General features: G+C 53.6%; 13 protein-coding genes. 4 read left to right on the top strand and 9 right to left on the bottom strand.

What is annotated here, in order from left to right:
- Positions 1–26: 26 nt before the first annotated feature.
- On the bottom strand, positions 27–485 hold the full coding sequence (locus HMPREF2878_RS08540) for a hypothetical protein (protein WP_038626607.1): 459 nt from the start codon (positions 483–485) through the stop codon (positions 27–29).
- A gap of 231 nt (positions 486–716) precedes the next feature.
- Here HMPREF2878_RS08540 and HMPREF2878_RS11035 point away from each other — a divergent pair, with 231 nt between their 5' ends.
- Entirely contained in the window at positions 717–911 is a 195-nt protein-coding gene (locus HMPREF2878_RS11035; protein ID WP_016421461.1) for a DUF4236 domain-containing protein, read from the top strand.
- Here the strand turns inward: HMPREF2878_RS11035 and HMPREF2878_RS08535 are convergent.
- From HMPREF2878_RS08535 to HMPREF2878_RS08505, 7 genes are all read right to left on the bottom strand, one after another.
- Positions 908–1,708, bottom strand: a complete 801-nt coding sequence (locus HMPREF2878_RS08535; protein ID WP_224433510.1) for a hypothetical protein — start codon at positions 1,706–1,708, stop codon at positions 908–910. The two genes, HMPREF2878_RS11035 and HMPREF2878_RS08535, sit on opposite strands and share 4 nt — an antisense overlap.
- Before the next feature lie 46 nt (positions 1,709–1,754).
- Positions 1,755–3,350 carry a serine/threonine-protein kinase gene (locus tag HMPREF2878_RS08530; protein ID WP_070653295.1) on the bottom strand — a complete coding sequence of 532 codons (1,596 nt, stop codon included), beginning with the start codon at positions 3,348–3,350 and terminating at the stop codon, positions 1,755–1,757.
- Positions 3,347–3,940 (bottom strand): hypothetical protein, encoded by a 594-nt coding sequence (locus HMPREF2878_RS08525; protein ID WP_016421464.1) that lies wholly within the window; start codon positions 3,938–3,940, stop codon positions 3,347–3,349. The genes HMPREF2878_RS08530 and HMPREF2878_RS08525 overlap by 4 nt, the downstream gene beginning before the upstream one ends.
- Entirely contained in the window at positions 3,940–5,559 is a 1,620-nt protein-coding gene (locus HMPREF2878_RS08520; RefSeq protein WP_016421465.1) for an Hsp70 family protein, read from the bottom strand. The genes HMPREF2878_RS08525 and HMPREF2878_RS08520 overlap by 1 nt, the downstream gene beginning before the upstream one ends.
- Before the next feature lie 115 nt (positions 5,560–5,674).
- Positions 5,675–6,574, bottom strand: coding sequence for a hypothetical protein (locus tag HMPREF2878_RS08515; RefSeq protein WP_016421466.1), 900 nt, complete (start codon positions 6,572–6,574; stop codon positions 5,675–5,677).
- On the bottom strand, positions 6,561–7,862 hold the full coding sequence (locus tag HMPREF2878_RS08510) for a hypothetical protein (protein ID WP_049171882.1): 1,302 nt from the start codon (positions 7,860–7,862) through the stop codon (positions 6,561–6,563). Before HMPREF2878_RS08510 ends, HMPREF2878_RS08515 begins: the two co-directional genes overlap by 14 nt.
- Positions 7,859–8,617, bottom strand: coding sequence for a hypothetical protein (locus tag HMPREF2878_RS08505; protein ID WP_016421468.1), 759 nt, complete (start codon positions 8,615–8,617; stop codon positions 7,859–7,861). The genes HMPREF2878_RS08510 and HMPREF2878_RS08505 overlap by 4 nt, the downstream gene beginning before the upstream one ends.
- A 192-nt stretch (positions 8,618–8,809) precedes the next feature.
- On the opposite strand from HMPREF2878_RS08505, the gene HMPREF2878_RS08500 reads away from it, so the two are divergent.
- Complete coding sequence (locus HMPREF2878_RS08500) at positions 8,810–9,559, top strand: hypothetical protein (protein WP_222865188.1); 750 nt, start codon at positions 8,810–8,812, stop codon at positions 9,557–9,559.
- 2 nt (positions 9,560–9,561) lie between these two features.
- Positions 9,562–10,275: a hypothetical protein gene (locus HMPREF2878_RS08495; protein WP_049171884.1), complete on the top strand. Its 714-nt coding sequence runs from the start codon at positions 9,562–9,564 to the stop codon at positions 10,273–10,275.
- A gap of 110 nt (positions 10,276–10,385) precedes the next feature.
- Here the strand turns inward: HMPREF2878_RS08495 and HMPREF2878_RS11320 are convergent, their stop codons facing one another.
- Positions 10,386–10,523, bottom strand: a complete 138-nt coding sequence (locus tag HMPREF2878_RS11320) for a hypothetical protein (RefSeq protein WP_160310025.1) — start codon at positions 10,521–10,523, stop codon at positions 10,386–10,388.
- Positions 10,524–10,896: 373 nt separating this feature from the next.
- On the opposite strand from HMPREF2878_RS11320, the gene HMPREF2878_RS08490 reads away from it, so the two are divergent.
- A complete protein-coding gene (locus HMPREF2878_RS08490; protein ID WP_038626623.1) occupies positions 10,897–12,615 on the top strand; it encodes an AMP-binding protein in 1,719 nt (572 codons plus the stop codon).
- Positions 12,616–12,701 lie beyond the last annotated feature (86 nt).

Genomic DNA, 12,701 nt, shown 5'->3' with positions numbered 1-12,701 from the left:
ACAAGAAGGAGTATTTGCACGGGATATCAGTCAGTCTCCATAATCTCCCACTCATACGGAGTCACTTCACCGCGCACCTCGTGGTACGGAGAACTGAAGTACAGGGTGCCATTCTTATTCAGGACCACGATCCCGTGGAAGCTGTACTTCTTCCCTTCCTTCAGTCGGAATGGCGGGCGCGAGGCATCCCAATTTCCACCGCTCATTCCGGCTTCCCAACTTCCAGATGCATCCTCGAGATCAAAGGTGACCAGATTGTGGGCGTTCTTCTTGTTACCCCACTTAGCTGTGGTCTGGCAGCGGAACATGTCCTGATTTACCGACCCACCACAGACTACGGTTTCTCCGTCTGTGGAATAGCTGACATAGTCACGGTTGATCTTGGGGTAGTTCGTAGCTGCATCGGCGACGGACGGATTGACAACAGCAAGCGCAGTGGCGGCAGTGATTGCGGCGGCTACAGCGGAAATCTTCTTGGTGAACATGATCTCAGATTAAAAACTCTCGGACACAAAAGAAACGGGAGTTCTCCCCGGGGAGTTCTCCCCTAGCTAAACCATGCTGGACTGCCCAAATCTGGACAGTGGTGCCATCAAACGCACCACGATTTATCCGCTTATGTCACCGGCACAATGCAGTCAGAGAGCGATGCTGTCCAAAGCAGCACGGTCAGAGCGCATGGCAGTCTGTGACGCACCGAGAATGGATTTATATCAATGGCTTTCAAACTATTCAGCTTCCGAAAGACCTTCCGCCCCACCCGCAACTCCCGGGTTACGCTATCGCGTTCTGGCCTCGGATATTCCTATCGCATGGGGCCCGTTCGGTGGACGAAGAATGCCCGTGGCGGCCGAACCACTACTGTGAACACGCCAATTAAAGGATTGACTTATCGCAAGTACCGTCGTTAAGCGAGCAGTTTCAAGTCGTCTGCAGTGACCAATCGTGCTTCGATTGCAGCGACAACTACCAGCTGCAGACGGCTCTTTTGATTAACCCGTTGCCACTCCTTGCTTGAGACCAGCCCCTTGCTCAAAGCGGATTCAAAAAGTGCGGTGCGGTAATGCTCGACTGCCTTTGCGGTCTTGCCTCCCAGCTTTCGGCCGGCCTCGGCATCGGTGCATGAAACCATAATGGTGTCGATTCGGCCGCGCAGATAATCCTCCGCATATGCAGCGATCAGAGCACGCTGGCGCTCCGGCAGCTCCCCAACCGAGATGGTTTCAGTCCCGTCAGTTGGCAGCACGACCTTCGCATCGGCGTGCTCAATATCCTGTTTAATCTGAATTTCGTACTGGTCATCCTTGACGGAAAAGCGGATGAAATACTCCGGGTAGCTCAAATCAAAACGCTGTTGCGGAGCCAGCCGGAATGACCGCGACACCTCCGGAATGTGCACCATTGCAGTCACGTGCTCGCAGTTATTGAGCAGAAACCACATTCCGGATTCCGCATACACATACATTGCTATGCGGTGCATGTAGCGGTTATCTTCGCCCACTTTGAGGTCGGCGTCACGCCCGATGGTCAATCCCTCACTCGGATTGGCAACAATCGCATCCCCACACAAATTATCAACCACAAGTGTTGGGAGCGATGTCACGTTGACCAGGCCTTTCTCTCGCACCACCAGCCACCAACCGCGAATCAGGAACCCTACCCAACGCTCCTGGGGGAATCGCCCAACGACGGCTGAAGTGACTGGCATTCATGATAGTTATCCGAAATATAACAAATATTCTCGGCGTTATCGCTTAATTCGTCGTGGTTTGCATTGCCCACGCCGCCACCGTGTCATAGGCAGCAGGACAAGGATCGCCTTCACTCAAAACGACAAATACCGGACGAAGCACTTCGGGACTGGATGGCGCAGAACTTTCCGCCGGCTGAACCAAGCAGTAATTAATCGGCCGTGTTGCCTCGGAACCTTCGCTGTTCACAGCTTGAAATGAGCCTGACGTTTGTAGGACATCCAGCCGGCGACCATCGGGCTCCATTCGCAGTTTCACCACTTCAGAGCCAGCTGGTTCAGCCACTGACCGGTTCTTGCTCACGGCATCCAGAATTTCACCCCGCCATTTGTCATTTTCAGCCTCTGCAATCGGCTTCTTCTCATCAATACCGTGGCGAAATGGCAGCAAGAATTCATCTGCCGAAGCAAACTGCGTCGCGTGATATGCAGCACCGTTGAATGTTCCCATCCGCTGAATCCCCTGCCAGCTCTTCTCACCGATGGGGACGTCGCTTAACGACGTAAGGGTCCATCGGTCACCCACCGGAATCCGAGGCCCCTTCGCCAAATCGGGAGCGCGAAGTCGCATCGGTTCCGCAGAACCTCCGATAGCTACTGGCTGTGCCAAGTGCTTGGCACTAAAGAGACCGCCATCTCCAATGCCGCTACGTTCGGCAACAACAATGCCACCACCAATAAGGCCTAGACATGCCACTACGGAGAACGCTGCAAGGGCTTTCTTCCGGTTCTTCGGATTGCGAACCTCGACGGCACCACCATTTAGCGCAGCAATGAGATCGCTAATAAACGCATTGCAGGATTCGTAGCGTTCATCGGCGTCAACCGCCAACGCCTTGGCGAAGACCGAATCAACTACCGCACCGAGGTTGGTAACCGGTCGCTTACCGCAGTGCAATTGCCGCGCACTGGCCCCGTCAGTAGCTGGAAATGCCTTATATCCCTGCAACAGCTCGAATATCGTGCACGCAAACGCATACTCGTCACTAGCTGCACTAATGCAACCCTTAGTGAAGATCTCTGGCGCCATGTAGGGCAATGAGCCGGCAACACGATTGGTCACGCCAACACTGTCGATTTCAGTGGCGGTTGATACACCGAAATCCACAAGCGTCGCGCTTAACACAAGCCCCGACGAATCTCGCTCTACGACGATATTTGATGGTTTTACATCACCATGAATCACCGCTGGTTCGTGCTTTGCTAGCCGATCTAGCGCGGTAGCAATCTCCACACCAATCGACATGACCTCGCTCTTATCGAAAGTGCGCGGCGGATATTCGGCCAGTTCAGCGCCCAACGAATTACCGCTAATAAGAGTCATGGTGAACCAAAGCAGGTTCCCGGCTCGCCCGCCATCGAACACGGTCACAACGTTGGGAACGTGAACAGTGGCTGCGATAGAAACCTCGTTCTGGAACAGTGCCTCCATTCGCTTAGAAGCACTGGCCTCTTCCGGCAGTGGGACGATTTTCAGTGCTTCGTTTCGGCCCAGCTTGGGATTTCGTACTCGAAAAACAGTCCCCATATTGCCGGCACCGATGAGAGCTTCAACCTCGTAGCCCTCAAAAATATCGCCTACCTGGGGAAGATTAGTCATCGGTTCCGTTGCCCAGACCCATCGAGATTACCCACCATAATCTGAATCCCAGACTCAGAGCGGCAATCATAATTAGGCGAAACTTCTTGGCATTCCATCGTCAGTGGCTGACCGTCATACTCAATCTCGATTGTCGTCTGCTTTGGCAGTGTTCCTTGCTCTTGCCGCTGTTTACTGAGCGCCCGCACTACCTCGTAATATGCTTCACAGTCCATATCGGAGCCCTGGTTTGACCAGGCACTCTGCAGCATCGGGCACGTCGGATCAACGGTCGACGCTAAGACCTCTGGGTCTACGAACCGATCGTCGGCAGGCGGTGCGATTGTAGTCGAGGTTGGTTCCTGATCATCGCCCACATAGTAGGACGGCGAGACTTCCACTTCGGTGCTTTCAGTGGTTTCAAACAACCCGTCGGCGTTATCCTGCTGGTTAGAGCGGAAATTTAGGATCCAGACCACCATTGCCAGGATGACGACAACCAGAATGGCGAGCACGAACAGCAGAATCTTCCGATTTCGACCATCAGTATCGGAATTTGCACCGCTGTCAATGTCATCGACGCCCGGGATTAGAGTGCGATCGTCGGTCATCAGTTATCTCCTTGGCTGACAGAAACCTTCATCATCGTCGTGCGAGCAGCCGAAATCTCTTCCTCATTCATCACACCAATGCGCACGTGGGATTCGATTGAGCGACCCGATGGAACGTGAGTGCCTTCCACGGTAATCATGCCGTCTGCTGCTACAAAGAACTTAACCTGAATTGGCTGACCCTTGGGCAACGGCGGGATACCTGTCAGCATAGATTCCGATCCACTAATGATGTCATTGAGAGCGACATCTTCGGATGGAACGTCACTGGCCTGCTGATACAGCGTCAAATCTACTTCCTCTTGGCCATCAGCTACGGTCGAATACTCCCGGACCACCGGCTCAGACAGGGGAATCATGTCATTCTGGTTGACCAGATAGTCGATGTACGGGTTGTTCAGATGATCGACAACTCGAATGCCAATCGACTTTGGCAATACATTTGCCACCTTCTTCTCCGACAGCGCGGCTAGCTGCCCGGCGTCAATCCCTGTCTCAGCCGCGATCTGCGCAATTGACTGCTGTTGGACAGCAGGGCTGGACTCAGCATTAACCACTCCCCCGAGCTTGCTGATCATCGCAGCAAGGGCAGCACCCTTAGCAACGGCTAGATCAGGCTCAACCAACAGTGGCTTCTTACCCGTCAGACGCTCCACCAGTTTGGTTACGGCGGTCATTCGCGAAGATCCACCCACCAGGATGACCTCATCAATTGTCAGTCCCGGCTCCTTTTCCTTTGCCGTCTCCAATACACGGGTCAAAGGAATCTCCGTCTGCTCGAGCAATGGCGCCGTGACACGCTCCAAGTCTTCGCGGGTAACGGCAATCTTGGCGCGGGAACCAGAGTCACTGGCAAGTCGCACAGTGGCGCTTTCCGCATTACTCAGCGCCTCTTTACAGTTCACCGTCTGCTCATGCAACTTAGCGACGAAGGTCTCATCGTTTTCCGCCTCCTCGTCACCAGTCTGCTCAATGAATTTATCCAGGATAAATTCACCAAGCGCCTTATCCCAGTCAGCACCGCCCAGTCGAGCATCACCGTCGGTGGCAATAACCCGGAAGGTGTTGTCAATCCCCTGCACAATCGTGGCATCGAATGTACCGCCTCCGAGGTCATACACCAGCAAGGTCTTGTCCTTTAGAGGCTGCTTGGAGTCGTAGTAGAGGGCCGCAGCAACCGGTTCTGCTACCAGCTCCAACACATTGAAATTAGCAATCTGCCCTGCGTTGCGAGTTGCCTCGCGCTCCTTCGCACCAAAATATGCCGGCACAGTAATAACTGCCGAAATCTCGTCGTCAGCTGCTTCGTCTGGAACCAACGAGCGCAAAATCAATGAAGAAATCTCCTCCGGGGTATACGCCTTCCCGCTGAAATTCCATTTCTTATCGGTGCCGATGCTCCGCTTCACCAGCTCGATGACGTCATTGGGGCTGAAGAGCTTCTCTTCACGTGCCAGCTTTCCGACAACGGTATTGGCCTTCGATTCAAACCACACCACACTTGGTGTCGACAGATCTCCGTCGAGGTTTTCTTGAATGACAGGAACACCCAGTGAGTCCACGTAGGAAATTGCGCTATTGGATGTGCCCAGATCGATGCCGTAAATACGTTCAGCCATGATTTTTCTCCTTATTCTGAAATCTGTTGGATTCTTGACTTCTTTTGCCGTGTCAGCGCTCTAGTTGTGTGCTGGCCGGACTCGAGCTGTGCTCTGTTCAGACTCGAGTTTTGGCCTAGTTGCCGCTGTGCCGGTACACCGTGACCGGCGCCTTGGCCACCACAATTGGACTGGTAGAACTGGTGAAGGTGTAGTAGTGCGAGATTCGTCGTGATGGCGCCAGCGTGCGGTGCAGCGCGGGGTTATCCGAATCCGCGAATTTGGTACGACGGTGAATTGAAGAATCAAAGGCATCGCCCACCTTCGCCTCTGTAATTGCCACTCCCATGGACTGAAGCGCATCTGCGATCGAGTCCTGCAGGAAATCCAGGGTCGAATACAGGTCACTGCCATCAGTTTCGGTAGTTTCTTCGAGCCGCGAAAGGTCAGCGCAAATCCCGTCATGGATGGCCGCCAACTTTTCCGCCAGCGGCATCAACTGGGCGTACCAACGACGATCAGTCAGCGCTTCCAACTCTTCACTTTGAGAGCGCAATACTGCGTTCATTGTGTCCAGCCGTGTTTGAATCAAATCCAACTGCTTTACGACGTTCCCGGCCGCAACACCTGCGGTACTTTCAGCATCCGTTTCTGGGAGCTCTTCCACTGTCGCGGGAGGAAAATCCTGCTGGGCTGGAACTCCTTCCGCGGTGTCTTCATCATGGCCAAACTCGGCACCACCAAATTCAACACCGTCAAATTCGACGTTCTCAACCTTGGACCATGCAGCTTCGTCGGTGTCTAGTTTTGGATCTCCGGAATACTCGACCGGCTCCTGACCTGTGGTATCACCATTGTCGACCGTGCCCCGGGGGCCGAAGGACTCATCAAAATTCGGCAGCGGGGCGAAATTATGCGCTCCACCGAAGTCAACCTCCGGATACTTAGGATCTCGTTCCTGATACTCATCAGCACGACCGTCTGAATGTTTAACCGACCTTTTATTTTCATCCTTTTTGTTATTAAAGAACCCCATTTTTATATTCCTTCCCCTTAGCGAATAGATAGGCAATCGACACAAATGTAATGATAAATATAGAAAATAGAACCCATCCTAATTCATAGAAATTATCATTTATAACCCCCATGGCAATGAAATATACGATTCCAAAAACAGCAATCCATCGTTTTGCCACTCGCTTCTTTACCAACGCCCACAAGATACCGACAAAAATAGCCAGAACCGGTACAGCAATAAATCCATTACCCTCCTGCATGAACTGCACTATTAAACCGAGCACAACAAATGGAGAAAGAAATCGTAATAACTCCTTGGCAATCGCATCCCCTTCACCGGCATGGGGCGTCTTAAAATCCGATTTTCCCCTTCCGGTATCAGCCTTCAAGACATCGTCTCGATTGACGTTTTGAAGGACGCGATTCTCAATTGTCGAATCGGAACTAGAACAGTAGGCTCCCTCAGCAATTTGCAATTCTTTACGAAGTCTCGTTGGGTCCAGCGACGATTCGTCGTTAAGCAGACCGAAAGTATGTCGAGTCACTAAATCCGCTGGATCATCGACTGCTTGCAACCTTCGAATAAGACCGGTGCGGGTTTCAGCCTCTGGCGAGCCGGTACGAAAACTCGCACCGATGGATTTAGTTGCACTCTTCAGCATGTCGCTATCGATCGGTTTGCCGTCAATAAAGCCTTCGGACTGTTCACGAAAACCGTTCGCAATGACATCTGCAATCGACCGAATGTCGGTATTTGCACTACTGGCCTCATCAAAGGCCGCCCAGACTCGTTTCTCCGCGTTGTTCGTCGGACCAGTCTCAATTTCCTGGCTATCTTCAACGTCGACGTATTCACGGAGCTCCATGCGGTTAGACGTTGGAACCAATATCCGATCAAAGAACTCTTCAAGCCCGTGCTCGGTAATCGCTTTTCCGCTGCCCTTTGCATACGGCTTCAAGAACCCCTCTTTAACTGCCTTCATCTGCACATCAGTGAAGAAGTACTGAGGACGCTGTACTCGTTTGAGAACAAGTCGAAAAGAAACACCGAACTTCTTTCGCACTGCGTCGACAAAATCTTCGGTGTGCAGCTCATCGATAATGTCCAGTGCGCGCTGGGACTGCTTACCGAAGAACAACAGGTCTCGAATTAAACGGACACGCGCTTCCCAAAAATCCGAGGAAGAGGCATCTCCGCCCATGGGAATGTCAGCAATCAGCTGAGCTAACTTGGCGCCCGTTGGCACTGCGCCTGGTGAAAATAGATTTCCAGCTAGGTTGTCTCGAACTGCGGGATTCAGACTCACATCTGCTCCTGAATCTCACTGATGCGAACACGCTGTTCTGGAGATAGGCCTGTCATAAACCGCCTGGCGGGATCTACTGCGATAAGCCATCCGGGGTCTACATGCTCCGGCAACAGTCGAATCATTGCCCTAGCAGGGCGTCCCGAATCAAGCGCGGAGACAGTTGTCAGAGTCTCTCCGTTGACGTTGGTGTCCTCTCGTTCTTCAAGCTCATAGGCAGTGCCGTAGGTGGAAAGCGCCTGCTTCATCTCTTCAAACGCCGCGGCAGTGTTGTAGTCGAATGCGGCGCGAGCGTAGATGTATTCCACTAGGACTACGAGAGCGAAAAGGATTAATGCTTCGAGCGAAATAAGGACGCTTTTAGACATAAGCGATGCTGCGGTGACTGCCAGCACCGTGATAATGAGGCCGGGAATCCAACTAGTCTGATTTCGCAAGAACCACATCGCAAACCCCATGGCGAATGGAATCAACATCGCCGTATCTGGATATGGCCCACTATTGATGGATTCCAAAATTCCGCCAATTATGAATCCGGCGATAATGAGTACGACTCGAAACATCCAGGGTGCCCACCAAACAAAAAATGGCGGAATGATACGACCTTCTTGATCTACACCAACACGGTTTGGAATAATTCCTTGATCCTCCAAATCACCGCGCCAACCTTTAGTACGATCTGGAACACCCTTCACAATATCTGTGGTTTTTGAGAAGTAGCTTTTGGCCACATCTTTCAGCTGTTGGAGGTTCATTAAACGGTTCTTTCCCTCAATCTTTTGTCCAACGATTAATTCGCTGAACCCGACAGGATTTAGTTAAACCTGCACGGGTAGTGAAAGTCACCGGGAGAACTCCCGTACCGCTTCTGAGGCCTCCGCTATAGCGTCGTCAAGCAGATGAAGAAAACGCTTATTCGGCGCTTAACTCGGAGGTTTTTAACGCCCATGACATCCCAGTTTCATTCAAAGCACGTTTTAGCTGTGGCAGCCGCCGCTGCTACCCTGACTCTGGTTGGCTGCTCAGGTATGCCCACTAACAACGCTGTCCCGGAGTCCCCCGCGGTGGTGACAGTTACAGAAACGTCCCCTGCTTCTGATGCACAATCCGAAACTCCTAGCTCGATTGAGAGCTCGACCGGGTCGGAAGAGCCAGAGCAGGAATATGCCAACAGTTCGCAGGATAAGAATTCTCCCAACAGCGAACTTTCAGACTCGGATGCCGACTCCGGTGCAGTAACGCTGAATAGCTCGATGGAGCTGACCAAAATTGGCGGCATGGAGCCCGGCAGTGCCAAGCGCCAAAACGTCAAGATTGACGCAACTGCTCACCAGAAAGAATTGGGCGGCTTCGACACTGCTCGGATCACGCTTCCCTTCGAGGGGGCCAATAGCCTGTTGACCTATCCCCTGGTTGATGGCGAAGCAAACGCGAGGTTGCTGTGGAATTTCAGCCAGTCTGGTGGTACGGAAACCTGTGAAAACAAGGTGGATGTCTACGATTCTGAGGGCAAACCGACTGCAAGTGCCAGCGCAGGTGTGACTGGACAACATACTCCTTGCCAGATCGTTCGCCGGTTTGGGGAGAAGGCCTACGCAACATTTACAGAACCCGGTGAATACATCGTTGCTGTGACAGCTCAGCAGCCAGGATTCGAACCAATCACAATCGCACAGAAGGTGAAGGTAGTCGGTTAAAAATGAACGCTCACGAACCCATCGATCCGTGGAATAGCAACCAGTCGGGCACTTCCGAGAAAGTGTCGGAGAGAGCTTCCGGCACTAAGTCCGGAAAGAGTAAACCTTTGACGCTGCCGCTCATCCTCGGCGCAGTCGGAGTGATTGTTGCCGGCGCGGCGGGGTTTGCCATGGGCGGTAAGAATGCTGAGTCCGAACTTGCAAGCGCGAGTGAAGAGATTTACTCGTTTCAACAGCAGGCAGAGGAGCGGGAAAGCGAGCTGCAAGCAAAGATTGATGAGCTGGAAGAAGCAAACTCGGAATTGGAAGACAAGAACACCAATTCCGACCAGGCCTCCATAGCCTCCTATTACTACAAAATGGCGCTCAGCTGGCTTAACGTCTGTGATGCTGGCGACTACATGCCGGAAGAGACTCACGCTGTGCCGACTAGCGTGAAGGACTTAGGTATTGGCTGTGGCTACAACTTTGAAGATTCCAATGGAACAATTCTCATTCTTGTTGGTGGAGCAGACGAAGACGCCCAGTCTCGTGCATCTACCATTAACGACCAGGACGGATACCTAGAAACCATCCGAACCGGGCATATACAGCTCAATGTGTGGGTATCCAATTCTGGCCCGTGGGATGATGCCGAACAACTGTCAACAGATATCGCCGACAATGTCAGCCATGCCGCTAAGCAGAATATGGCACAGGACACCGCAGGACAATAAATAGCGTCCCTGCCATAAACGCCCATGAACCCCCGCTCACTAGTGAGCGGGGGTTCATGGGTTACGTGGGGGGCCGATGATTCACAAAATCTACGGTGCCGATTAGAAAACTAATTGTTCACGCGGTCATCGTCATCGTCGTCATCAAAGTCATCGTGATCATCGTCGTCCATGCCATCGTCACGGTCATCATCCGTGTCATCAATGTCATCGCGATCATCGTCCAGCTCCTCAGTCGACGTCACCATAGTGGTCTGGACTGGAGTCGTATCGGATAGGTTCGCCCTTCGCCACCGAGTCGAGAGCGCAACTGGATAAGAACAGGTTTCAGGAGCTTTCCCCAAAAGAATCAGATCCAAACCAGAACCCCTCCCCGGCTAAGGTCAGCACCCATTGAGCTGCGAAAGAGAACTGATACTTGACTATCTTCACTGGTCACGCCACATATCTTCACAACTATTCGTTTCTGATAAAAAAATTTTGCAAAAAGCTACGCAAAAGTGACCTAGGACACTTATTCTTACTGTAAAAGAAACTAAATCGGCAGTCCTACCGATGAGGTTTCGCCTGATTAGGCCTCTCCGAAGACCACAGGACATGAACCACGGAAGATGAGTGACTATGACATCTAATCCACAGACCTCGATTCTCAATAAGGTGCGCAAAGCTTCGCGAGCTACCTCGGACCTCGTTCTCGGACTCGCACCGGTGACTCAGGCTGGCGTCCTCGGCTCGATGGGGCCCGGCGCGGCTGGTAAGGCATTAAGTTCCATCTACCGCTGGGACTTCCTGCCAGCTGGTCTCCTCGGCATTGCAGCCGGCCGCGATCCGCACCACACTGCGATTATTGATGATGGCGGCTCGCTGACCTACGAGGAGCTGCACGAGCGCTCCACTGCCCTGGCGCGAGCACTCCGTCACGGCGATATTCAGCAGCGCGACCGCATCGGTGTGCTGGCTCGCAACCACCGCGGTTTCATTATGGCTCTGTGTGCCCACGGTCGTCTCGGCACCGACCTGGTGCTGCTCAATACCGGCGCCTCCGCCGAGCAGACTCTGGCCGTAATTCGTGAACAGAAGATTGACTTCCTGTTCATTGATGAGGAATTCACTCACATGCTGCCGGAGGACTTCGATGAGTGCCCGGTCGCCGTGTCGTGGTTTGAAAACTACGGTGACACCTCCTGCGTTCGCGAGGGCTGGACCTCCATGCAGGAGATGCTGAAGACAGCACCGCCGGCAAAGTGGCCGACCGCCGAGCTGCCAACCCGCCCGCGCCGTGGCCGCGTTATTATTCTGACTTCCGGAACCACCGGCACTCCAAAGGGTGCCAAGCGTCCGGAGCCGCGCAGCTGGATGCCGGCATCTTCCATCATGAGCCGAATTCCTCTGCGTCAGCGTCGCCCGGCTTACCTTGCGGCTCCGCTGTTCCACACCTGGGGATTCGCGACTGCGCAGCTGTGCATCGCACTGCGTTCCACCATGATTATGCGCCGCAAGTTCGATCCAGCCGACAGCCTGCGCATTATCGAGCAGCACTCTCCGCACACCATCTTCCTGGTGCCGACCATGCTGCAGCGCATGATTGAGATTCTCCCGGACAACTACGACATCGGCGCGACATCGCTAAAGGTCATCGCATCCTGCGGTTCGGCTATTCCAGAGGGAATTGTCACCAAGACCCTCGAGCGCTTCGGGCCGGTTCTCTACAACCAGTACGGTTCCACGGAGGTCAGCTGGGCAACCATTGCTAACCCGGATGAGCTCAAGGCAAACCCAACCACAGCTGGTCGCGCACCGCTGGGCACTCGTGTCCAGATTCTCGACGAAGACGGCAACCGCGTCGCCGACGGCGAGACCGGTCGAATCTTCGTCGGCAACAACATGTTGTACGAGGGCTACACCCGCCCGGGCGCGGACAAGCAGGTCATTGACGGCATGGTCTGTACCGGTGACCTGGGTCGCATGGAAAACGGCTTGCTCTACATCTCCGGTCGCGAGGACGACATGATTGTCTCCGGTGGCGAGAACGTCTTCCCACGCCAGACCGAAGATGCACTCAGCCAGCTCGAGGGTATCCGCGAGTGCGCAGTCGCAGGTGTCCCGGATGAGCGCTTCGGTCAGGCCCTGGTCGCCTGGGTTGTCCGCGACGACTCCCCTGAGGGCCGCGCCCTGACCAATGAGCAGATTCGCACATACGTCAAGCAGCGCCTCAGCCGATTCGCCGTTCCGCGCGAGACCGTGTTCCTCGATGAACTGCCACGCAACGCAGTCGGCAAGGTGGTTCCTCGCCACCTGCCGAAGCCGTGGGAGAATGTCACCGAGGAGAAGGTGGCTTAGGGCGCAGGGACCGTCGTAAAGCGAACGGCAGACACGAAAAGGACGCGGTAAAAACTTCCGTTATGGAAGTTACCGCGTCCTTTTTG

Origin of the sequence: Corynebacterium sp. HMSC065H09 (genome assembly GCF_001812845.1) — a bacterium.
Taxonomy (GTDB): domain Bacteria; phylum Actinomycetota; class Actinomycetes; order Mycobacteriales; family Mycobacteriaceae; genus Corynebacterium; species Corynebacterium jeikeium_D.
The sequence above is the reverse complement of the archived record's forward strand: the minus strand, read 5'-3'. Positions and strand labels throughout refer to the sequence as shown.

Coding starts and splice junctions, on each gene's coding strand:
- HMPREF2878_RS08515 (WP_016421466.1), bottom strand. CDS start 6,574: ATGGGGTTCTTTAATAACAAAAAGGATGAAAATAAAAGGTCGGTTAAA.
- HMPREF2878_RS08500 (WP_222865188.1), top strand. CDS start 8,810: ATGACATCCCAGTTTCATTCAAAGCACGTTTTAGCTGTGGCAGCCGCC.
- HMPREF2878_RS08490 (WP_038626623.1), top strand. CDS start 10,897: ATGACATCTAATCCACAGACCTCGATTCTCAATAAGGTGCGCAAAGCT.
- HMPREF2878_RS08540 (WP_038626607.1), bottom strand. CDS start 485: ATGTTCACCAAGAAGATTTCCGCTGTAGCCGCCGCAATCACTGCCGCC.
- HMPREF2878_RS08495 (WP_049171884.1), top strand. CDS start 9,562: ATGAACGCTCACGAACCCATCGATCCGTGGAATAGCAACCAGTCGGGC.
- HMPREF2878_RS11320 (WP_160310025.1), bottom strand. CDS start 10,523: ATGGTGACGTCGACTGAGGAGCTGGACGATGATCGCGATGACATTGAT.
- HMPREF2878_RS08520 (WP_016421465.1), bottom strand. CDS start 5,559: ATGGCTGAACGTATTTACGGCATCGATCTGGGCACATCCAATAGCGCA.
- HMPREF2878_RS08505 (WP_016421468.1), bottom strand. CDS start 8,617: ATGAACCTCCAACAGCTGAAAGATGTGGCCAAAAGCTACTTCTCAAAA.
- HMPREF2878_RS08535 (WP_224433510.1), bottom strand. CDS start 1,708: ATGCCAGTCACTTCAGCCGTCGTTGGGCGATTCCCCCAGGAGCGTTGG.
- HMPREF2878_RS11035 (WP_016421461.1), top strand. CDS start 717: ATGGCTTTCAAACTATTCAGCTTCCGAAAGACCTTCCGCCCCACCCGC.
- HMPREF2878_RS08530 (WP_070653295.1), bottom strand. CDS start 3,350: ATGACTAATCTTCCCCAGGTAGGCGATATTTTTGAGGGCTACGAGGTT.
- HMPREF2878_RS08525 (WP_016421464.1), bottom strand. CDS start 3,940: ATGACCGACGATCGCACTCTAATCCCGGGCGTCGATGACATTGACAGC.